We start from the raw sequence: 19,869 nt of genomic DNA on the forward strand, positions 1-19,869 counted from the left end.
CATCTCAGATCACCTTGGCTTCGTTCTTGAGTTTGTCGACGAGGGTGGCCACATCCGGCACCTTGATGCCCGCGCCGCGCTTGGGCGGCTCGCTGACCTTCAGCGTCTTGATGCGCGGAGCCACGTCAACGCCCAGGTCCTCGGGCTTGAGCGTCTCCAGCGGCTTCTTCTTGGCCTTCATGATGTTGGGCAGCGTCACGTAGCGCGGCTCGTTCAGGCGCAGGTCGGTGGTGATCACCGCCGGCAGGCTCACCGCCAGCGTCTCCAGGCCGCCATCCACTTCACGCGTGACGTTGGCCTTGTCGCCGGCCACTTCCACCTTCGAGGCAAACGTCGCCTGCGGCAGGTCGGCCAGCGCCGCCAGCATCTGGCCGGTCTGGTTGCAGTCGTCGTCGATCGCCTGCTTGCCCAGGATCACGAGACCCGGCTGCTCCTTGTCCACCAGCGCCTTGAGCAGCTTGGCCACCGCCAGGGGCTGCAGTTCGAGGTCGGCCGGGGTCTCCACCAGGATGGCGCGGTCCGCGCCAATGGCCATGGCCGTGCGCAGCGTCTCCTGGCAGGCCGTCACGCCGCAGGACACGGCGATCACCTCGGTGGCCGCGCCCTTCTCCTTCAGGCGGACCGCTTCCTCCACCGCGATCTCGTCGAACGGGTTCATGGACATCTTCACATTGGCGATGTCCACACCCGTGTTGTCCGACTTCACGCGGACCTTCACGTTGTAGTCCACCACGCGCTTGACCGGTACCAGGACCTTCATTGCCAGGGGCTCCTCATGTCTTTGGAATTGACGTTTACGTAAACTGCGGATTCTAGGCCCCGGAGGCCCCGAAACGCAAAAAAGAACGACCGTTCGAAAAAGCGATTATAGGGTTCCGGCCGGGGCCGCCTCAGCGTGGCGGGGCCTCGCGGTGATGCACGACCCGTTGCGGATACGGGATCTCGATGCCCGCCTCCCGCAGCCCGCGCAGGATGCGAAGGTTCACGTCCGAGCGCACGTTGAGCTGGCCGTTGCCCGGGTCCGCGATCCAGAACAGCAGGCTGAACTCCAGGCCGTCGGCGCCGAAGCGCGCCAGCCGCGCCACCGGCCCCGGGTCGGCGAGCACGCGCGGCACGCCGGCCGCCGCCTCGACCAGGATCCGCTGGACCCGGTCCACGTCGCTGTCGTAGCCCACGGCCACGTCGCAGGAGAGCAGGATCAGCGGGTCGGCGAGGGAGAGGTTCTCGATGCGCTCGGTGATCAGCTTCTCGTTGGGCACCACCGACTCGCGCCCGTTGCTGGCGCGGATCAGGGTGTAGCGGGTCTTGATGTCCACCACCTCGCCCTCGAAGCTGTCCACGCGCACGGTGTCGCCGATGCGCAGGCTGCGCTCGAACAGGATGACGAAGCCGCTGACGTAGTTGGCCGCCAGCTTCTGCAGGCCGAAGCCCAGGCCCACGCCCAGCGCGCCGCCCAGCACCGACAGCGCGGTCAGGTCCACCCCCACCGCCGACAGCGCGAACAGCAGGCCCACCAGCAGCAGCAGCGCGCGCAGGGCATTGGCCGCCACCTTGCGCAGCGACAGGTCGGACACCGTCTGCCGCAGCACGCGCCGCTCCAGGGTCGCCGAGATCCACAGCGCCAGCACCAGCACCGCGCCCGAGGACAGCACGCCCTCGACGAGGTTCAGCAGGCTCACCTTGGTCTTGCCGAAGGTGAAGCGGATCGCGTCCATTTCCTCGGTGACCACCGGCAGCAGGCCCAGGATCCACAGCACCGCAGCGATCCAGGCCAGCCAGGAGAACAGGCGCTCGACCAGCCGCGCCGCGCCCGAGGCGGGGAAGACCACCGTGAGCACGCGCGCCAGGAAACGGATGCCGGCCAGCGACATCAGCACCGGCACCGCGATCCGCAGCAGCGGCACCGGCTGGTGGCGGGCCAGCGCCACCTCGGCGCTGTACACGAGCGCCAGCGCCAGCAGGGGGAACAGCAGGCCGTCGACGATGGCCCGGCCGAACCAGACCGACTCGCCCGCGTGCCGGCGCCCGGCGAGCCAGCACAGGCCGAAGGCCGCCACCAGGCTCGCGGCCAGGGCAGCGGCCTCCCAGCCGAGGCCGGCATGGGCCAGGCCCGACAGCAATCGCTCGAACACGTCCATCAGCGCCTCACAGGTCGGCCAGGGCCCGCACATGGGCCTCGACGCTGCGCGCCAGCGCACCCAGGTTGTAGCCACCCTCGAGGCAGGAGACGATGCGGCCCCGGCAGTGGCGCCGCGCGACCTCGCGGATGCGGCCGGTGATCCAGGCGTAGTCCTGCTCGACCAGGCCCAGCTGGCCCAGGTCGTCCTCGCGGTGGGCGTCGAAGCCCGCGCTGATGAAGATCATCTCGGGGCGGAATTCCTCCAGGCGGGGGATCCAGTGGGTCTCGATCAGCTCGCGCACCTGGGCGCCGCGGGTGTAGGCCGGCACCGGCACGTTGACCATGTTGGGGCCCAGCGGCTGCTCGCCGTTGAACGGGTACAGGCCGCTCTGGAAGATACTGACCATCAGCACGCGCTCGTCGCCGGCCAGGATGTTCTCGGTGCCGTTGCCGTGGTGGACGTCGAAGTCGACCACCGCCACGCGCGACAGGCCGTGGCGCTCCAGCGCGTAGCGCGCAGCCACCGCCACATTGTTGATGAAGCAGAAGCCCATGGCCTGCCCGCGGCAGGCATGGTGGCCCGGCGGGCGCACCGCGCAGAAGGCGTTCTCCAGCTCGCCCCCGATCACCGCGTCGGTCGCCGCGATGGCGGCGCCGGCGGCGCGCTGGGCCGCTTCCCAGGTGTGCAGGTTCATCGCGGTGTCGGCATCGAGGTGCGCATAGGACGGGCCGCCGGCCTGCACCTGCTCGGCGATCTCCAGCTCCATCCCGCGCAGGGCGGCGACGTGCAGCTTGTCATGCGCCAGCTCGATGTCGCCGAGGGCGGCGCGCGGCGCCTCGAAGCGCTCCAGGGCATCGGCCACGCCGGTGACCAGCAGGCGGTCCTCGATGGCATCGAGGCGCTGCGGGCACTCGGGGTGCCCCTCCCCCATCTCGTGCTTGCGGCAGTCCGCGTGGGTGAAATACCCGGTCTTGTTGGAAGTCATCATCACTGCGCTTCGGTGCCGCTGGGAATTCGGATAACGTTGCGCCGATGCAAGCGCAACGTGAACTGTCGGCACTCCTGGGCCAGCTTAACACGGTGATCGTGGGCAAACCGGCACAGGTCCGGGACTGCGTGGCCTGCCTGCTGGCGGGCGGGCACCTGCTGATCGAGGACGTTCCCGGCGTGGGCAAGACCACGCTGGCGCACGCCCTGGCCCGCGCCTTCGGGCTGCACTTCGCCCGGGTGCAGTTCACCGCCGACCTGATGCCCAGCGACCTCACCGGCGTGTCGGTGTACGACCGCGGCAAGGAGGACTTCGTCTTCCACCCGGGCCCCGTCTTCGCCCAGGTGCTGCTGGCCGACGAGATCAACCGCGCCAGCCCCAAGACCCAGAGCGCGCTGCTCGAGGCGATGGAGGAGAAGCAGGTCAGCGTCGAGGGCGAGACGCGGCCCCTGCCCGCGCCCTTCTTCGTCATCGCCACCCAGAACCCGCACGACCAGCTCGGCACCTTCAGCCTGCCCGAGTCGCAGCTCGATCGCTTCCTGATGCGGATCTCGCTGGGCTACCCCGACCGCGCCGCCGAGCGCGAGCTGCTGCGGGGCGAGGACCGGCGCGCCATGCTCGAGTCGCTCCAGGGCTCGCTCAGCCCGCTGGCGCTGGACGCGCTGCAGCGCCAGGTGCTGGCCGTGCATGCGTCCGACCCGCTGCTCGAGTACGTGCAGGACATCGTCGCCGCCACGCGCTCGGGCCGCTGGTTCGCGCAGGGCCTGTCGCCGCGCGCGGCGATCGCGGTGATCCGCGCGGCCAAGGCCCAGGCCCTGCTCGCCGGCCGGGACTATGTGGCGCCCGACGACGTGCAGGCCATCCTGCCGCAGACCATCGCGCACCGCCTCGTGCCGGTGGGCCATGCCGGGCGCGGCGCGGTCGAACAGGTGCGGGCCCTGCTCGAGGCCCTGCCCCTGCCGTGAGGGCGCTGGCGACACGGCTGCGGGCGTGGTGGCACTCGCGGCTGCCGCGGGCCGACACCGTGGCGCTCACCCACCGCAACGTCTACATCCTCCCCACGCGGCCCGGCCTGATGCTGGCCGCCACCCTGCTCGTGCTGCTGGTGGCCTCCATCAACTACCAGCTGAACCTGGGCTACCTCGTCACCTTCCTGCTCGGGGGCGCGGCGCTCGCCGCCATGCACGTGAGCCATGCCAACCTGCGTGGGCTGCAGCTGGCCCTGTCTGCGCCGGCGCCCCAGTTCTGCGGGGCCGCGGCGCCCTTGACGGTCACCTTGACGAACACCTCGCGGCGCGCGCGAGCCGGCGTGGCGCTGGCCGTCTCGCAGCCGGGCCAGCCGCCGCAGTGGGCCTGGTGCGACGTGCCCGCCCGGGGCAGCAGCCAGGTGCAGGTCACCGTCCCCGCCGGGCCGCGGGGCCTGCAGCCGCTGCCGCTGCTGGCGGCCGAGACGCGCTTTCCCCTGGGCACTTTCCGGGCCTGGGCGCTGTGGCGGCCGGCGGCGCGGATGCTGGTGTACCCGCAGCCCGAGGCGCTGCCGCCGCCGCTGCCGCCCGGCGAGGCCACGCGCGACGACGGGCGCGCCCGCCGCAGCGCCGCCAGCGGCGAGTTCGACGGCGTGCGCGCCTGGCGGCGCGGCGACCCGATGCGGCTGGTGGCCTGGAAGAAGGCCGCGCGCACCGGCGAGCTGGTCTCGCGCGACACGCAGCAGTCCGGCCGCCAGGTGCTGTGGCTGGACCTCGCCCAGGCCGGCGCCGGCGACACCGAGCGGCGCCTGTCCCGGCTCACGGCCTGGGTGCTGCAGGCCGACCGCCTCGGACTGGACTACGGCCTGCGCCTGCCGGGCCTGGCCCTCGCGCCGGGCCAGGGCGAGGCCCACCGCCTGCGTTGCCTGGAGGCCCTGGCCCTGTGCTGAATGCCCTGCGCGCCCGCCTCGCCGCCCTGCCCCGGGACAGCCGCGACACGCTGTTCCTGCTGCTGGTGATCGCCTGGGTGCTGCTGCCCCAGGCGACGCGCCTGCCCCTGTGGTGCAGCGCGCTCGCTGCCGGCGTGCTGGCCTGGCGCGGCTGGCTCGCCGCCACCGGCGCCCCGCTGCCCGGCCGGCTGTGGCGCGCGGCGCTGCTGGCGCTGACGCTGGCGGCGACGCTGTGGACGCACCGCACCCTGCTCGGGCGCGACGCGGGCGTGACCCTGGTCGTCGCCCTGCTGGCCCTCAAGACCCTGGAGCTGCGCGCGCGGCGCGACGCGTTCGTGGTCTTCTTCCTCGGCTTCTTCACGTTGGTGGTGAACTTCTTCTTCTCGCAGTCGCTGCCCACCGCGCTGGCGATGGGGGTGGCCCTGCTCGGGCTGCTCACCGCGCTCGTGAACGCGCACCTGCCGGTCGGCCGGCCTCCGCTGCGCCAGTCCGCCGGCATCGCGCTGCGGCTGGTGCTGTTCGGCGCGCCCGTGACCCTCGCGCTGTTCCTGCTGTTCCCGCGGCTGCCGCCGCTGTGGGGCATCCCGGGTGATGCGCTGACCGGGCGCAGCGGGTTGGCCGGCGACATGGAGGTCGGCCAGGTCGCCCGCCTGGCGCTGGACGACGGCATCGCGATGCGCGTGCGCTTCGAGGGGCCGGTGCCGCCGCGCCCGCAGCTGTACTTCCGCGGGCCGGTGCTGACCAACTTCGACGGCCGCGTCTGGCGCCCGCTGTATCCCTCGCCGCTGGCCCTGCCCTCGCCCGCGGTGGCGGCGCGGCGCGCGCCGCTGGAGGTGGCGGGCGAGCCGGTGCGCTACGTCGTCACGCTGGAGCCGGGCAGCCGCCCCTGGCTGCCGGTGCTCGACGCGACGGCCGTGCCGCCCGCCTCGGCCGCCTTCGCGGCCGGCCCGGGCCCGCTGCGCACGCCGGAGATGCAGTGGCTGATGCCGCGCCCGGTCACCGACCTGCTGCGGTACGAAGTCGCCAGCCACCTGGACTGGCGGCTGGGCCCGCTGCTGCGGGCCGAGGCCCTGCCCCTGGAGTACCGCGAGCTGCCGCCGGGCTTCAACCCGCGCACCCTGCAACTGGCCACCGACCTGATGCGCGCCAGCACCGCCCCGCCCGAGGACAAGGGCGCGCTGGTGGCGATGGCGCTGGAGCGCCTGCGCACCGGCGGCTACCGCTACACGCTGGAGCCGGGCACCTACGGCCAGCACACGGCCGACGAGTTCTGGTTCGACAAGCGCGCCGGCTTCTGCGAGCACATCGCCTCGGCCTTCGTGCTCCTGATGCGGGGCATGGACATCCCGGCGCGCGTGGTCACCGGCTACCAGGGCGGCGAGGTCAACCCGGTGGACGGCGCCTGGGTCGTCCGCCACAGCGACGCGCATGCCTGGGCCGAGGTCTGGCTGGCCGGCCGGGGCTGGGTGCGCGTGGACCCGACAGCGGCCGTCGCGCCCGCGCGCACCGGCACGCTGCAGCGCCTGCTGCCGCCGCCCGGCGTGCTGGCCACGGCCGTGGGCGCGCTCGACCCGGGCCTCGCCCTCGTCCTGCGCAATGCGTGGGAAGCCCTGAACAACGCCTGGAACCAGCGGGTCCTGAACTACACGCAGGGCCGCCAGCTGGACCTGCTGCGCGGGCTGGGCCTGGACGCGGTGGACTGGCGCGACCTGGTGCGCGCGCTGGCCGGCCTGCTCGCCGCCACGGCGGCCGCGGGCGCGCTGTGGGCGCTGCTGCCGCGGGGCCGGCAGGACCCGTGGCTGCGGCTGCTGGATCGCGCGCGCCGCCGGCTTGCACGCGGCGGCCTCGCCTTCGGCCCCGCGGCCGGGCCGCGCCAGATGGCCGAGGCGGTCATCGCGCGGCACGGCCCGGCCGCCCGCGCGGTGGCGGAGTGGCTGCTGCGGCTGGAGGCCCTGCGCTATGCGCCGCGGCCGGGCCTGCGCCTGTCCGACCTTCGGCGAGAATTCAGGCAACTGCCCTGGCCCTCCTGATGCTGCGTCGCCTCCTCCTGCCCCTGCTCCTCGCCGCTGTCGGCGCCCTCGCGGTCGTGCCCCTGCCGGCCGAGGCGAAGAAGCACGCCGCCAAGGGCGTGAAGAAGCCCAAGGCCACGCGGGTCTCCACCGCCGCCGCGCGCACCGGCACGCCGTACGCAGGCCGCGAGGACGCGATGCGCTTCGCCGACGAGATGGCAGCCCGCCAGGGCATGGACGCCGCCTGGGCCCGCCGCGCCGTCGGCCAGGCGCAGCAGCTGGCCCTGGTGCAGAAGCTGATGCAGCCGCCCCCGCCGGCCACGCGCAAGAACTGGGCGGTGTACCGCAGCCGCTTCATCGACCCGATCCGCATCGCCGCGGGTGTGCGCTTCTGGCGCGAGAACGAGGCGGCGCTGGCGAAGGCCGAGCAGCAGTACGGCGTGCCCGCCGAGATGGTGGTGGGCATCATCGGCGTGGAGACGATCTACGGGCAGCAGATGGGGGACTTCCGCGTGCTCGACGCGCTGGCCACCCTGGGCTTCGACCACCCGCCCCAGCACCCGCGCGCCGCCGAACGCAGCGCCTGGTTCCGCAGCGAGCTGGAGCATTTCCTCACCCTGGCCTGGCGCAGCGGCGGCGACCCGGCCGTGCCCCTGGGCAGCTTCGCCGGCGCGATGGGCCTGGTGCAGTTCATGCCGAGCAGCGCGGTGCGCTTCGCGGTCGATTTCGACGGCGACGGCCGCATCGACCTGCGCCGCAGCACCGCCGACGCGATCGGCTCCGTGGCCAACTACTTCAAGTCCTTCGGCTGGCAGACGGGCATGGCCACGCACTACCCGGTGCGCTTCGACACGGCCACGCTGGACCTGGACACCCTGCTCGCCCCCGACATCCTGCCCACCTTCGGCGTGCCGGCCTTCACCGCCAGGGGCGCGGTGCTCGAGGGCGAGGCGCTGCAGCACACCGGCCCGCTGGCGCTGGTCGAACTGCAGAACGGCGAGGCGCCGAGCAGCTACGTGGCGGGCACCGAGAACTTCTACGTGATCACGCGCTACAACCAGTCGTCCTACTACGCGATGGCGGTGATCGAGCTGGGACGCGAGGTTCGCGAGGCGATGCGGCGCCGCCACTGAGTCGCCCTGGAACCGCCCCACCGGGCTGCCGGCGCGGGGCCGCTCAGTCCACCCCGTCCACCTGCACGAGCTTCATCCGGCCGCCCGCGCCGGCCTTGATCCGCACCGCCGACCTCGGGCAGCCGAAGTGCCGCGCCACCAGGGCCACCAGTTCCTCGTTGGCCTTGCCGTCCACCGGCGGCGCCTTAAGCTGCGCGGTCCACGGCTCGCCGTTGGCGGCCGGCGGCGTCAGCACGCTCTGGCGGGCGCTGGGCTTGACCTTCAGCTGCAGCGTCTTCACGCGCCCGCCTCCGGCAGCCGCTCCTCGTGGCGCCGGACCTGCCAGGCGCAGGCCACGGCCAGCGCGCCGAGCGCGCCGGCCGCCAGGAACAGCGCCTCGTAGCCCACGGCGTCGACCAGGCGCCCGCCGGCCAGCACGCCCACCACCCCGCCGATGCCGTAGCCGACCACGGTGAACAGCGCCTGCCCGCGCGCCCGCAGCCGGCCGGGGAAGTGGTAGGTCACCATGGCGATGCAGGCGGTGTGGTGCGCGGCGAAGGTCAGCGCATGCAGCACCTGGCCGATGAACAGCACCAGCAGCCAGTCGCCCAGCAGGCCGGTGCCCGTCATGCGCAGCGCGGTGGCGGCGCCGCACAGCACCAGCCACTGCGGCATGGTGAGCAGGCCGACCAGCCGCCCCTGCCAGAAGAACCAGGCGATCTCCACCAGCACCGACACCGCCCAGAGCAGGCCGATGGTGGCCTTGCCGTAGCCATGGGCGTCGAGGTAGAGGGAGAAGTAGCCATAGATGGCGTAGTGCGCCATCACGTGGCACAGGAGCGAGGCGAAGAACCAGCGCACCACCGGCTGGCGCAGCACCGGGCCCACCGGCTCGCGGGCCTGCGCGTGCGCCTCGGGCCGGTCATGGGCGTCGGGCAGCCAGAAGGTGCAGGCGACCACCGCGGCCAGGGTCGCCGTGGTCCAGCCGGTGAAGTGGCCCATGCCGAAATGGTCGAACCAGGCCCCCGCCGCGACCACCGTGGCCATGAAGCCGGCCGAGCCCCAGAGCCGGATGCGGCCGTAACGGCCCCAGTCGCCGGCCACCAGGTGCGCCATCGCGGCCTCGGTGAGCGACATCATCGAGCTGGTGTGGGTGAAGACCACCAGCAGCACCAGACCGATCCACCACGGCCCGCCCGGCCACCAGAAGCCCAGCGCCGCGGCGAAGGCCACGCACGCGCTCCATCGCAGCAGGCGCACGCGCTCGCCGGTGTGGTCGCTGAGCATGCCCCACAGGTAGGGCGCGAAGACACGGGTGACGGACTGCACCGACGCCAGCAGCGCGATCACCGCGATCGGCAGCCCCAGGTGCTTGAGCCAGAGGGTGAGGTACGGGTTGAAGAACCCGATGTGCGCGAAGTAGCTGGCCGACAGCGCCGCGAACGGCGCGATCGCGCGGATGCCGCCTGCCCCGCCGCCCGCCGGCATCAGCCCGCGGCGCCGGCGATGGGAGGCAGCGGCGGCTGGACGTCGGCGTTCTGCGCGCGGTGGCGCAGCGCGTGGTCCATCACCACCAGGGCCAGCATGGCCTCGGCGATCGGCGTGGCGCGGATGCCCACGCAGGGGTCGTGGCGGCCCTTGGTGACCACCTGCATCGGCTCGCCGCTGAGGTTGATCGACTCGCGCGGCGTGATGATGGAGCTGGTCGGCTTGATCGCGATCGAAACCTCCAGGTCCTGCCCGGTGCTGATGCCGCCCAGCACGCCGCCGGCGTTGTTGGTGGCGAAACCGGCCGGGGTGAGGGAGTCGCCATGCACGGTGCCGCGCTGGGCCACGCTGGCGAAGCCGGCGCCGATCTCCACGCCCTTGACGGCGTTGATGCCCATCATCGCGTAGGCGATGTCGGCGTCGAGCTTGTCGAACAGCGGCGCGCCCAGGCCCACCGGCATGCCGGTGGCGGTGACGCGCAGGCGCGCGCCGCAGGAATCGCCCGACTTGCGCAGGGCGTCCATGTAGGCCTCCAGCGCCGAGACGTCGGCCACCGGCGCGAAGAAGGGGTTCTGCGGGACATGGTCCCAGCTCTCGAACGGGATGGCGACCTCGCCCACCTGCGTCATGCAGCCGCGGAAACGGGTGCCGTACTTCTGCGCCAGCCACTTCTTGGCCACCGCGCCGGCCGCCACCATGGGCGCGGTCAGGCGGGCCGAGGAGCGGCCGCCGCCGCGCGGGTCGCGCAGGCCGTACTTCTGGGTGTAGGTGTAGTCGGCGTGGCCGGGCCGGAAGGTCTGGAGGATGTCGCCGTAGTCCTTGGAGCGCTGGTCGGTGTTGCGAATCAGCAGGGCGATCGGCGTGCCGGTGGTGCGGCCCTCGTAGACGCCGGAGAGGATCTCGACCTGGTCGGGCTCCTGGCGCTGGGTGACGTGGCGGCTGGTGCCGGGGCGGCGGCGATCCAGGTCGGGCTGGATGTCGGCCTCGGACAGTTCCAGCCCCGGGGGGCATCCGTCGATGACGCAGCCGATGGCCGGGCCATGGGACTCGCCGAAATTGGTGACTGCGAACAGGGTGCCGAAAGTATTGCCGCTCATGGCAACGGATTATCCCAGAGCGCCTGCGCCCCACGGGAACGCTTCATGCATGGAGAAGCGGCGCGGGGCCATCCCGGCACCGAAGGAGAGCATCTGATGTTGGACACGACCGCCACCCGATTTTCCCTCGTGAGGCCCGAGGACACCGACTTCGAGTCGGGCGGCCTGCGGGACTTCTTCCTGTACCGGGACCTGGGCATCGCGCACGCCACGAACGGCCAGGTCATCGCGCACCTGGTGAAGGCGAACAAGGCACCGGAACAAGGCACGGGATGGCACCGGCATGAGGCGGACTTCCACATCGTGATCATGACCAAGGGGTGGGCCCGCTTCATGTACGAGGACCGGGAGACGCTGGTCAAGGCCGGCGACGTGGTCCACCAGCGTCCCGGCATCCGGCACTACCTGTTCGACTACTCCCCCGACATGGAGTACCTGGAGATCGTCTCGCCCGCCGATTTCAGGACGGTGGACGTGGAGCCGGTGTGCGACATCCCGCCGCCCACCCCCTGGGCCTGAGGCTCAGAACTCCGCGTCGAGCTCGTCGATCTCGGCGGGCTCCTCCTTCGCCGCCGCCACCCACTCCTGCATGGCCGGCAGCTCCATGATGCGGCGGCAGTACGCGGCGCAGGGCTTGTCCAGCGCCACGTCGTAGGTGAGGAACCGGGTCACCACCGGCGCGTACATCGCGTCCGCCATGGACGGCTGCTTGCCGAAAAGGAACGGGCCGCCGTAGCTCGCCAGGCACTCGCGCCAGATCTCGAGGATGCGGTCGATGTCGGCCTGCGCGCGCGACCAGACCTTGAAGCCCGGGAAATGCGCGCGGATGTTCATCGGCAGCGCGCCGCGCAGCGCGGCGAAGCCCGAGTGCATCTCGCCGCAGATGGCGCGGCAATGCGCGCGCGCCTTGCGGTCGGCCGGCAGGAGGCCTGCCCTGGGCCTGACCTCGTGCAGGTACTCGCCGATGGCCAGCGTGTCCCACACGTGCACGCCCTCGTGATCCAGCGAAGGCACCCGCATCGACGACGACAGCAGGAGCATCTCCGCCTTCATGGCCGGGTCGTCGGGCGGGATCACCTTCTCGGTGAAGGCCAGCCCGGCGAGCCGGGCCATCAGCCAGCCCCGCAAGGCCCAGGCGCCGTAGTTCTTGCTGCTGATGGTGAGGACCGTGCGGGCCATGGGGCGCTCCTTCGATGCTGCGATGAATGCCAGGACCAGCAAAGGCTGTGCCATCGCGCAGGGGCGCAACCGGCTTGGCGTGCAACTTGCAAACGCACCGCCAAGGAGCGCCGCGACATGCTTTACCAGGCCTACCAGACCCATTTCGACCTGACCTCCCCCCTGCGCCTCATCGCCCAGCACCAGGCCGCGGCCCTGTGGCTCGAGCGCACCGAGGGCACCGCTGCGCGCAAGCTGGCGGCGGCCTGCGAGGTGTTCTCGCGCCTGCGCCTGACGCACACGCGTCCCGCCTACGGCATCACTCAGGTGCGCTCGGAGGGCCGCGACGTACAGGTCATCGAGGAGACGGTCCTCAAATTGCCATTCGGCACGTTGCTGCATTTCCGCAAGCCGGGCGCGGCGCCGCAGCCCCGGGTGCTGCTGGCCGCGCCCCTCTCGGGCCACTTCGCCACGCTGCTGCGGGACACCATCCGCACCCTGCTGCAGGACCACGAGGTCTACGTGACCGACTGGCACAACGCGCGGGATGTTCCCCTGCGCGAGGGCGGCTTCGGACTGGACGACTACATCGACTACCTGATGCGGTTCATGCGGGCCGTGGGCCCGGGCGCCAGCCTGGTCGCCGTCTGCCAGCCCTGCGTGGCGGCGCTCGCGGCCACCGCCCTGCTCGCCGAGGAGGCCGACCCGGCCACACCGCGCGCCCTGGTGCTGATGGCCGGCCCGGTGGACTGCCGCGTCAACCCGACCGAGGTGAACCGCCTGGCCACCAGCAAGCCGATCGGCTGGTTCGAGGACAACCTGATCAGCCATGTGCCCCTGCCCCATGCCGGCTTCATGCGCAGGGTCTACCCCGGCTTCGTGCAGCTGTCGGCCTTCATGGGCATGAACCTGGAGCGTCACCAGCAGTCGTTCAAGGACCTGTACCGCCACCTGGTCGCGGGCGAACTGGAGAAGGCCGACACGATCCGCAGCTTCTACGACGAGTACCTGGCGGTCAATGACCTGCCCGCGGAGTTCTACCTGGAGACGGTGGAGAAGGTGTTCCAGACCTGCGACCTGGCGCTCGGCCGGCTGCGCTGGCGGGACCGCGCGGTGGATCCGGGGTCGATCCGGGGAACCGCCCTGCTCACGGTGGAGGGCGAGCGCGACGACATCTGCTCGGTGGGCCAGACCGTCGCGGCGCAGGACCTGTGCACCGGCATCCGGCCCTGGCGGAAGACCCACCACGTGCAGACCGGGGTGGGCCACTACGGCGTGTTCAGCGGCCGCCGGTGGCAGCAGCAGATCTACCCGCTGCTGCGTGACGTGATCCACGCGGCCCAGGGCTGAGCCGCCCCGGCCCGCGCCGCGCCGGGCCTCAGAGTTCGGCCGTGGGCTTGCTGTCCTCGGCGCTGGGCCAGTCGCGGATGTAGGCCTTGAGCATGCGGTTCTCGAAGTTCTGGCTGTCCACCACGGCCTTGGCCACGTCGTAGAAGCTGATCACCCCCATCAGCATGCGACGGTCCATCACCGGCATGTAGCGCGCGTGGCGCTCGAGCATCATGCGGCGCACCTCGTCGAGCTCGGTCTCGCCGGTGCAGGTGAGCGGGTGGTCGTCCATCGCGGTGCGCACCAGGGTGCCGCCGACCGCGCCGCCGTTCTTCACGAGGGCCTGGATCACCTCGCGGAAGGTGAGCATGCCCACCAGGTCCCCGTGCTCCATCACGACGAGCGAGCCGATGTCCTTGTCGGCCATGACCTCGATGGCGCGAGCCAGCGGCTCGTCGGGGGACGTGGTGTAGAGCGTGTTGCCCTTCACACGCAGGATGTCACTGACTTTCATGGGGTATCTCCTCGTGGCAGCCCTCTGGCGGTTGCAAACAATATAGCCCACATCCCCCACCCGCATCCACACGAACGTGGACCTTTTCCCCACATGCCCGGCTACTCCGATCCCGGCTTCGACACCCTCGCCCTGCATGCCGGCGCCGCGCCCGATCCGGCCACCGGCGCGCGGGCGGTGCCGATCCACCTGACCACCTCCTTCGTCTTCGACTCCAGCGAGCACGCCGCCTCGCTGTTCAACCTGGAACGGGCGGGCCATGTCTACTCCCGCATCAGCAACCCCACCAACGCGGTCCTGGAGCAGCGGGTGGCGGCGCTGGAGGGCGGCATCGGCGCCATCACCACCGCCAGCGGGCAGGCGGCCCTGCACCTGGCCATCGCGACCCTCATGGGGGCCGGCTCGCACATCGTGGCCTCCACCGCCCTGTACGGCGGCTCGCAGAACCTGCTGCACTACACGCTGCGCCGCTTCGGCATCGAGACCACCTTCGTGCGCCCCGGCGACATCGACGGCTGGCGCGCCGCGATCCGGCCGGAGACCCGGCTGCTGTTCGGGGAGACGGTGGGCAACCCCGGGCTGGACGTGCTGGACATTCCCACGGTGGCCGCCATCGCCCACGAGGCCGGCGTGCCCCTGCTGGTCGATTCGACCCTCACCTCGCCCTGGCTGGTCCGGCCGTTCGAGCTGGGCGCCGACCTCGTCTACCACTCGGCCACCAAGTTCCTCTCGGGCCACGGCACCGTCATCGGCGGCGTGGTGGTCGACGGCGGCAGCTTCGACTGGGAAGGCCCGGCCGCCCGCGGCCGCTTCGCCGGGCTGACCGCGCCCTACGAGGGCTTCCACGGCATGGTGTTCAGCGAGGAGTCCACCGTCGGCGCCTTCCTGCTGCGGGCGCGCCGCGAGGGCCTGCGCGATTTCGGCGCCTGCATGAGCCCGCACACCGCCTGGCTGATCCTGCAGGGCCTGGAGACCCTGCCCCTGCGCATGGAGCGCCACATGGCCAACACCCGCAAGGTGGTCGAATTCCTCGCGGCGCAGCCACTGGTTGCCAACGTGGGCCATCCCATGCTCGAGTCGCACCCGAGCCACGCCCTGGCGCAGCGCCTGCTGCCGCGGGGCGCGGGTTCGGTGTTCAGTTTCGACCTCGCCGGCAGCCGCGCCCAGGGCCAGGCCTTCGTCGAGGCGCTCAAGGTGTTCAGCCACCTGGCCAACGTGGGCGACTGCCGCTCGCTGGTGATCCACCCCGCCAGCACCACGCACTTCCGCATGTCCGACGACGCCCTGGCCGCGGCCGGCATCGGCCAGGGGACCATCCGCCTGTCGATCGGCCTGGAGGACCCGGACGACCTGATCGACGACCTGCAGCGCGCCCTGCGCGCCGCCGCCAGGGCCGCCTGAGGACGCCGCGCATGGAACTCACCGTCCAGGGCCACCGCACCTTCTGCTACACCGGCGGGCGCCCGTTCGACCCGGCGCTGCCGACCATCGTCTTCCTGCACGGCGTCCTCAACGACCACAGCGTCTGGATCCTGCAGACCCGCTGGTTCGCCCACCACGGCTGGAACGTGCTGGCGCCCGACCTGCCGGGTCACTGCCGCAGCGAGGGCGAGCCCCCGCGCAGCGTGGAGGAGGCGGCCGCCTTCGCCCTCGCCCTGATGGACGCCGCCGGCGTGCAGCGCGCCGCCCTGGTGGGCCACAGCTTCGGCTCGCTCGCCGCACTGGAGGCCGCCGCCCGGGCGCCGCAGCGCGTGAGCCACCTGGCCCTGGTCGCCACCGCGTTCCCGATGCGGGTCACCCCCGCGCTGCTGCAGGCCTCGCTGGAGGAGCCGCACAAGGCGATCGCCCTGGTCAACGTGTACTCGCACTCCAAGCTGGCGCCGCCGCCCTCGGCGCTGGGCCCGGGCACCTGGCTGTACGGCGGCCTGCGCGCGCTGATGCGCCGGGTGCTGGCGAGCAACCCGCGGGTGAATGTCTTCCACCGCGGCTTCCAGGCCTGCGACGCCTACGCCGGCGGCGAGGCCGCGATGGAGAAGGTGCAGTGCCCGGTGCTGTTCGTCCTGGGCAAGCAGGACGCGATGACGCCGCCCAGGGCGGCCCAGGCGCTGCGCGCCCGGTCCCCGCATGCGAAGGCCGTGCTACTCGATGCCGGCCACAGCCTCATGACCGAGGCGCCCGACGGCGTGCTGTTCGCGCTGCGGGATTTACTGCGCGGGTGAGGCGCCCTCAGAGCGCGTCGCGCAGCACCAGCCCCTCGAGGCGGCCGCTGCGCCACAGCGCGCTGGTGGCCTCGTTGGCCGGCAGCAGCAGCCGCTGCATCAGGGGCGCCAGCGCGGTGCTGGCGGTGTCGGCCAGCAGCACGTAGCGCGAGGCCTCGGCCTCCTCCACCTCGTTGAGCCGGCCGATCCAGTCCAGCGCCACCAGGTGCTCCAGCACCGGCTCGAGCTGGCGGTCGGTCACCTGCATCTCGCGGGCGAGCTCGGTGGTGGACAAGCCCCGGCGCGGCGCGGCGCGCGCCGCGTCCAGCGCCCGCACCGCCTCCAGCGCCAGCTGGAACTGCCAGCCCGGCCCGCCGGCGCGCCGGTGCGGACCGGCCAGGAGGCCGGGCAGGTAGGCGGCCAGCACCGCCCCCAGCAGGATCACCAGCCACAGCAGGTAGATCCACACCAGCAGGATCGGCACCGTGGCGAAGGCGCCGTATACCGCCGAATAGGTGGGGACGGCGCCGATGTACAGCGCCAGCAGCGCGCGTGCCCCTTCAATGCCCGCCGCGGAGAACAGCCCGCCGACCCAGGCATGGGCGGTGCGCACCGGCGTGTTCGGCACGAAGCGGTACAGGGCGGCAAGGCCGGCGGCCAGCATCAGGAATTCGACCGCGTCGATCACGACGACCAGCCCGCCCGGCACCGCCGCCACCAGGCCGCGCGAGGCTGAGACCAGGTAGGAGGTGACGCTCAGCGAGGCCGCCAGCAGCAGCGGCCCCAGGGTGATCACCGCCCAGTACACCAGCACCCGCTGCGCCAGCGGGCGCGGCCGGCGCACCCGCCAGATGCCGTTGAGGGTGCGGTCGATGGTGAGCACCAGCGACAGGGCCGTCACCACCAGCACGCCCATGCCCACCGTGCCCAGGCGGCTGGCCTTGGTGGCGAACTGGGTCAGGGCACCCAGCACCTGCCGCGAGATCGCGTCGGGCACCAGGCTCTGGACCAGCCAGGCCTGCACCGCCCCCTGCAGCTTGCCGAACACGGGGAAGGCGGTGAACAGCGCCAGCACCACGGTGAAGAACGGCACCAGGGCGATGGTGGTGGTGAAGGTCAGGCTGCCGGCCGACAGGGCCAGCCGGTCCTCGCGCACCCGTTCGCGCAGGGTCCGCAGCGCCGGCCCCCAGGGGAATTGCGCGAGGGACGTGATCAGGGACCGGGCGGCATTCATCGGCCGGTATCATGCCACCGCCCATGCACGCTCCCGTCCCGCCTCCGCCCGCCCCCGAAGCCGCCCGCCCCGCCCCGCCCGCCGTGGCCCTGTCACGCCAGCTCGCGGTGGGCAGCCTGCTGGGGCTGATCGTCCTGGGCCTGGCCTGGGAGCTGTGGCTGGCGCCGGTGCGCCCGGGCGGCAGCTGGCTGGCGCTGAAGGTGCTGCCCCTGTGCCTGCCGCTGGCCGGCCTGCTGCGCCATCGCATGTACACCTACCGCTGGGTCAGCCTGATGGTCTGGCTCTATTTCACCGAGGGCGTGGTGCGCGCCTGGAGCGACCGCCCGCCCTCCTCCTGGCTGGCAATGGCGGAAATCGCCCTGTGCCTGGTCCTGTTCGCCGCCTGCGTCCTGCAGGTGCGCACGCGCCTGAAGAAGAAGGTCGTCGAATGAATCCCCTGATCTCGCAACTGGCCGGCATCGTCGGCCCGGCCCATGTGCTGCATGAAGGCGACCTCGGCGCCTGGGAGCAGGACTGGCGCAAGCGCGTGCGCGGCAAGGCGCTGGCCGTGGTGCGCCCCGGCAATGCCGCCGAGGTGGCCGCCGTGGTGCGCGCCTGCGCCGCGGCCGGCGCCTCGATCGTCCCCCAGGGCGGCAACACCGGCCTGGTGGTGGGCAGCGTGCCCGACGACACCGGCACCCAGGTGGTGCTGTCGCTGCAGCGCCTGAACGCGGTGCGCGTGATCGACCCGGCCAACATGACGGTGACCGTGGAGGCCGGCTGCGTGCTGCAGACCCTGCAGCAGGCGGTGGCGGACGCGGGCTTCCTCTTTCCCCTGAGCCTGGGCGCCGAGGGCAGCTGCACCATCGGCGGCAACCTCTCCACCAACGCCGGCGGCACCCAGGTGCTCCGCTACGGCAACACCCGCGAGCTGTGCCTGGGGCTGGAGGTGGTGACCGCGCAGGGCGAGGTCTGGGACGGCCTGTCCGGCCTGCGCAAGGACAACACCGGCTACGACCTGCGCGACCTGTTCGTCGGCGCCGAGGGCACCCTGGGCGTGATCACCGCGGCGACGATGAAGATCTACCCCCAGCCCGCCGCCAGCCTCACCGCCTGGGCCGCCGTGCCCTCGATGGATGCCGCCGTGCGCCTGCTCGGGCTGGCCCGCGCCCGCCTGGCCGACGGCCTGACCGGCTTCGAGGTGATGGGCGACTTCGCCCTCTCGCTGGTGGGCAAGCATTTCCCGCAGCTGCGCGTGCCGTTCCTGGGCGCCAGCGCCTGGGGCGTGCTGCTGGAGCTGTCCGACGCGCAGTCCGAGGCCCGCGCCCGCGAGCAGCTGGAGTCGCTGCTCGAGGCGGCGCTGGAGGACGGCTGCGCCACCGACGCGGTGGTGGCCGAGAGCCTGGCCCAGGCCCACGAGCTGTGGCATGTGCGCGAGAGCATCACGATGGCCCAGGCCGAGGAAGGCCTGAACATCAAGCACGACATCTCGGTGCCGATCTCCGGCATCCCCGCCTTCTGCGCCGAGACCGACGCCCTGCTGGCCCGCGAGATCCCGGGCGTGCGCCTGGTCGATTTCGGCCACCTGGGCGACGGCAACCTCCACTACAACGTGCAGGCGCCTGAGGGCGTCGACCCGCAGGCCTTCCTGCGCGAGCACGAGGACCGGGTCAACACGCTGGTCTATGACCAGGTCCGCAAGTTCGGCGGCTCGATCTCCGCCGAGCACGGCGTGGGCTCCCTCAAGGTGGACACGCTGCCCGGCTACAAGTCGCCGGTCGCCCTGGGCCTGATGCGCGCCATCAAGCAGGCGCTGGACCCGCAGAACCTGCTGAACCCGGGCCGGGTGGTCCGCCGATAATCCACACCGCCATGACGCAACCCGCCCGCCCCGTCCGCTCGCAGTACGAAGACTTCATGCGCCATGTATACGCGCATGGCACGCCCAAGACCGACCGCACCGGCACCGGCACGCGCAGCGTGTTCGGCTACCAGATGCGGTTCGACCTGGCCGAGGGCTTCCCGCTGGTGACGACCAAGAAGGTCCACCTCAAGTCCATCATCCACGAGCTGCTGTGGTTCCTCGAGGGCTCGAGCGACAACAACAGGCTGCGTGAGCGCGGCGTGACCATCTGGGACGAGTGGGCCCGCGAAGATGGCGACCTCGGCCCGGTCTATGGCGTGCAGTGGCGCAGCTGGCCCACGCCCGACGGCGGCCACATCGACCAGATCGCCGAGGCAGTCAAGACGATCAAGGCGAACCCGGACTCGCGCCGCATCATCGTCAGCGCCTGGAACGTGGCCGACCTGCCCAAGATGGCGCTGGCCCCCTGCCACGCCTTTTTCCAGTTCTACGTGGCCGACGGCAAGCTCTCCTGCCAGCTCTATCAGCGCAGCGCCGACATCTTCCTGGGCGTGCCGTTCAACATCGCCAGCTATGCCCTGCTCACGCACATGATCGCGCAGCAATGCGACCTGGCCGTGGGCGACTTCATCTGGACCGGCGGCGACTGCCACATCTACAGCAACCACCACGAGCAGGTGGAGCTGCAGCTCTCGCGCCAGCCCTACCCCTACCCCACGCTGAACATCAGGCGCCGGCCGGCCTCCATCTTCGAGTACCAGTACGAGGACTTCGAAGTGGTGGACTACCAGTGCCACCCCGCCATCAAGGCCCCCGTGGCCGTCTGACACCCTGACCGTCTCACCACCTGGCCCCCAGAGGGAA

The 19,869-nt window shown here is 71.9% G+C and carries 20 protein-coding genes; 11 read left to right on the forward strand and 9 right to left on the reverse strand.

Annotated elements, in window-relative coordinates; all coding sequences use genetic code 11:
* Positions 1-4: 4 nt before the first annotated feature.
* From ACFQZY_RS07445 to ACFQZY_RS07455, 3 genes are all read right to left on the reverse strand, one after another.
* Positions 5-760, reverse strand: a complete 756-nt coding sequence (locus ACFQZY_RS07445; RefSeq protein WP_377414565.1) for an electron transfer flavoprotein subunit beta/FixA family protein — start codon at positions 758-760, stop codon at positions 5-7.
* Positions 761-890: 130 nt separating this feature from the next.
* Positions 891-2,138 carry a mechanosensitive ion channel family protein gene (locus ACFQZY_RS07450; RefSeq protein WP_377414567.1) on the reverse strand — a complete coding sequence of 416 codons (1,248 nt, stop codon included), beginning with the start codon at positions 2,136-2,138 and terminating at the stop codon, positions 891-893.
* A gap of 7 nt (positions 2,139-2,145) precedes the next feature.
* Positions 2,146-3,105, reverse strand: a complete 960-nt coding sequence (locus ACFQZY_RS07455) for a histone deacetylase family protein (protein WP_377415239.1) — start codon at positions 3,103-3,105, stop codon at positions 2,146-2,148.
* Positions 3,106-3,152: 47 nt separating this feature from the next.
* Between ACFQZY_RS07455 and ACFQZY_RS07460 the strand changes: the two genes are divergently transcribed.
* Genes ACFQZY_RS07460 through mltB form a run of 4 tightly spaced genes read left to right on the forward strand, consistent with a single transcriptional unit; the run spans position 3,153 to position 8,165 of the window.
* Entirely contained in the window at positions 3,153-4,073 is a 921-nt protein-coding gene (locus ACFQZY_RS07460) for an AAA family ATPase (protein ID WP_377414569.1), read from the forward strand.
* Positions 4,070-5,023, forward strand: coding sequence for a DUF58 domain-containing protein (locus ACFQZY_RS07465; RefSeq protein WP_377414571.1), 954 nt, complete (start codon positions 4,070-4,072; stop codon positions 5,021-5,023). The genes ACFQZY_RS07460 and ACFQZY_RS07465 overlap by 4 nt, the downstream gene beginning before the upstream one ends.
* Entirely contained in the window at positions 5,017-7,053 is a 2,037-nt protein-coding gene (locus ACFQZY_RS07470) for a transglutaminaseTgpA domain-containing protein (protein ID WP_377414573.1), read from the forward strand. Before ACFQZY_RS07465 ends, ACFQZY_RS07470 begins: the two co-directional genes overlap by 7 nt.
* On the forward strand, positions 7,053-8,165 hold the full coding sequence (gene mltB, locus ACFQZY_RS07475) for a lytic murein transglycosylase B (protein ID WP_377414575.1): 1,113 nt from the start codon (positions 7,053-7,055) through the stop codon (positions 8,163-8,165). The genes ACFQZY_RS07470 and mltB overlap by 1 nt, the downstream gene beginning before the upstream one ends.
* Positions 8,166-8,208: 43 nt before the next feature.
* Here the strand turns inward: mltB and ACFQZY_RS07480 are convergent, their stop codons facing one another.
* From ACFQZY_RS07480 to aroC, 3 genes are read right to left on the reverse strand one after another with little or no spacing between them, the layout of a single operon-like run.
* Entirely contained in the window at positions 8,209-8,445 is a 237-nt protein-coding gene (locus tag ACFQZY_RS07480; RefSeq protein ID WP_377414577.1) for a DUF167 domain-containing protein, read from the reverse strand.
* Entirely contained in the window at positions 8,442-9,632 is a 1,191-nt protein-coding gene (locus ACFQZY_RS07485) for an MFS transporter (RefSeq protein ID WP_377414580.1), read from the reverse strand. The genes ACFQZY_RS07480 and ACFQZY_RS07485 overlap by 4 nt, the downstream gene beginning before the upstream one ends.
* Entirely contained in the window at positions 9,632-10,729 is a 1,098-nt protein-coding gene (aroC, locus tag ACFQZY_RS07490) for a chorismate synthase (RefSeq protein ID WP_377414582.1), read from the reverse strand. Before aroC ends, ACFQZY_RS07485 begins: the two co-directional genes overlap by 1 nt.
* 96 nt (positions 10,730-10,825) lie before the next feature.
* Between aroC and ACFQZY_RS07495 the strand changes: the two genes are divergently transcribed.
* Positions 10,826-11,248, forward strand: a complete 423-nt coding sequence (locus ACFQZY_RS07495) for a cupin domain-containing protein (RefSeq protein ID WP_377414584.1) — start codon at positions 10,826-10,828, stop codon at positions 11,246-11,248.
* 3 nt (positions 11,249-11,251) lie between these two features.
* Here the strand turns inward: ACFQZY_RS07495 and ACFQZY_RS07500 are convergent, their stop codons facing one another.
* Positions 11,252-11,908, reverse strand: coding sequence for a glutathione S-transferase (locus ACFQZY_RS07500; protein WP_377414586.1), 657 nt, complete (start codon positions 11,906-11,908; stop codon positions 11,252-11,254).
* Between the two features lie 117 nt (positions 11,909-12,025).
* On the opposite strand from ACFQZY_RS07500, the gene ACFQZY_RS07505 reads away from it, so the two are divergent.
* Positions 12,026-13,237 (forward strand): polyhydroxyalkanoate depolymerase, encoded by a 1,212-nt coding sequence (locus ACFQZY_RS07505; RefSeq protein ID WP_377414588.1) that lies wholly within the window; start codon positions 12,026-12,028, stop codon positions 13,235-13,237.
* A gap of 28 nt (positions 13,238-13,265) precedes the next feature.
* On the opposite strand, the gene ACFQZY_RS07510 is transcribed toward ACFQZY_RS07505, so the two are convergent.
* Positions 13,266-13,730: a CBS domain-containing protein gene (locus ACFQZY_RS07510; protein WP_377414590.1), complete on the reverse strand. Its 465-nt coding sequence runs from the start codon at positions 13,728-13,730 to the stop codon at positions 13,266-13,268.
* Between the two features lie 93 nt (positions 13,731-13,823).
* Between ACFQZY_RS07510 and ACFQZY_RS07515 the strand changes: the two genes are divergently transcribed.
* Both ACFQZY_RS07515 and ACFQZY_RS07520 read left to right on the forward strand, forming a co-directional pair.
* Positions 13,824-15,131 carry an O-acetylhomoserine aminocarboxypropyltransferase gene (locus ACFQZY_RS07515; RefSeq protein WP_377414592.1) on the forward strand — a complete coding sequence of 436 codons (1,308 nt, stop codon included), beginning with the start codon at positions 13,824-13,826 and terminating at the stop codon, positions 15,129-15,131.
* 11 nt (positions 15,132-15,142) lie between these two features.
* Complete coding sequence (locus ACFQZY_RS07520; RefSeq protein WP_377414595.1) at positions 15,143-15,949, forward strand: alpha/beta fold hydrolase; 807 nt, start codon at positions 15,143-15,145, stop codon at positions 15,947-15,949.
* Between the two features lie 7 nt (positions 15,950-15,956).
* Here the strand turns inward: ACFQZY_RS07520 and ACFQZY_RS07525 are convergent, their stop codons facing one another.
* A complete protein-coding gene (locus ACFQZY_RS07525) occupies positions 15,957-17,162 on the reverse strand; it encodes a YihY family inner membrane protein (protein ID WP_377414597.1) in 1,206 nt (401 codons plus the stop codon).
* Positions 17,163-17,185: 23 nt separating this feature from the next.
* Between ACFQZY_RS07525 and ACFQZY_RS07530 the strand changes: the two genes are divergently transcribed.
* Genes ACFQZY_RS07530 through ACFQZY_RS07540 form a run of 3 tightly spaced genes read left to right on the forward strand, consistent with a single transcriptional unit; the run spans position 17,186 to position 19,832 of the window.
* The gene (locus ACFQZY_RS07530; protein WP_377414599.1) at positions 17,186-17,593 is read left to right on the forward strand and encodes a DUF2069 domain-containing protein; all 408 of its coding nucleotides are present in this window, start codon (positions 17,186-17,188) and stop codon (positions 17,591-17,593) included.
* Complete coding sequence (locus ACFQZY_RS07535; RefSeq protein WP_377414602.1) at positions 17,590-19,002, forward strand: FAD-binding oxidoreductase; 1,413 nt, start codon at positions 17,590-17,592, stop codon at positions 19,000-19,002. Before ACFQZY_RS07530 ends, ACFQZY_RS07535 begins: the two co-directional genes overlap by 4 nt.
* An 11-nt stretch (positions 19,003-19,013) precedes the next feature.
* Complete coding sequence (locus tag ACFQZY_RS07540) at positions 19,014-19,832, forward strand: thymidylate synthase (RefSeq protein WP_377414604.1); 819 nt, start codon at positions 19,014-19,016, stop codon at positions 19,830-19,832.
* The last annotated feature ends 37 nt before the right edge of the window (positions 19,833-19,869 follow it).

Source organism: Ramlibacter sp. GCM10027632 (genome assembly GCF_042675325.1).
In the GTDB taxonomy this organism is placed as follows: Bacteria; Pseudomonadota; Gammaproteobacteria; order Burkholderiales; family Burkholderiaceae_C; genus Ramlibacter.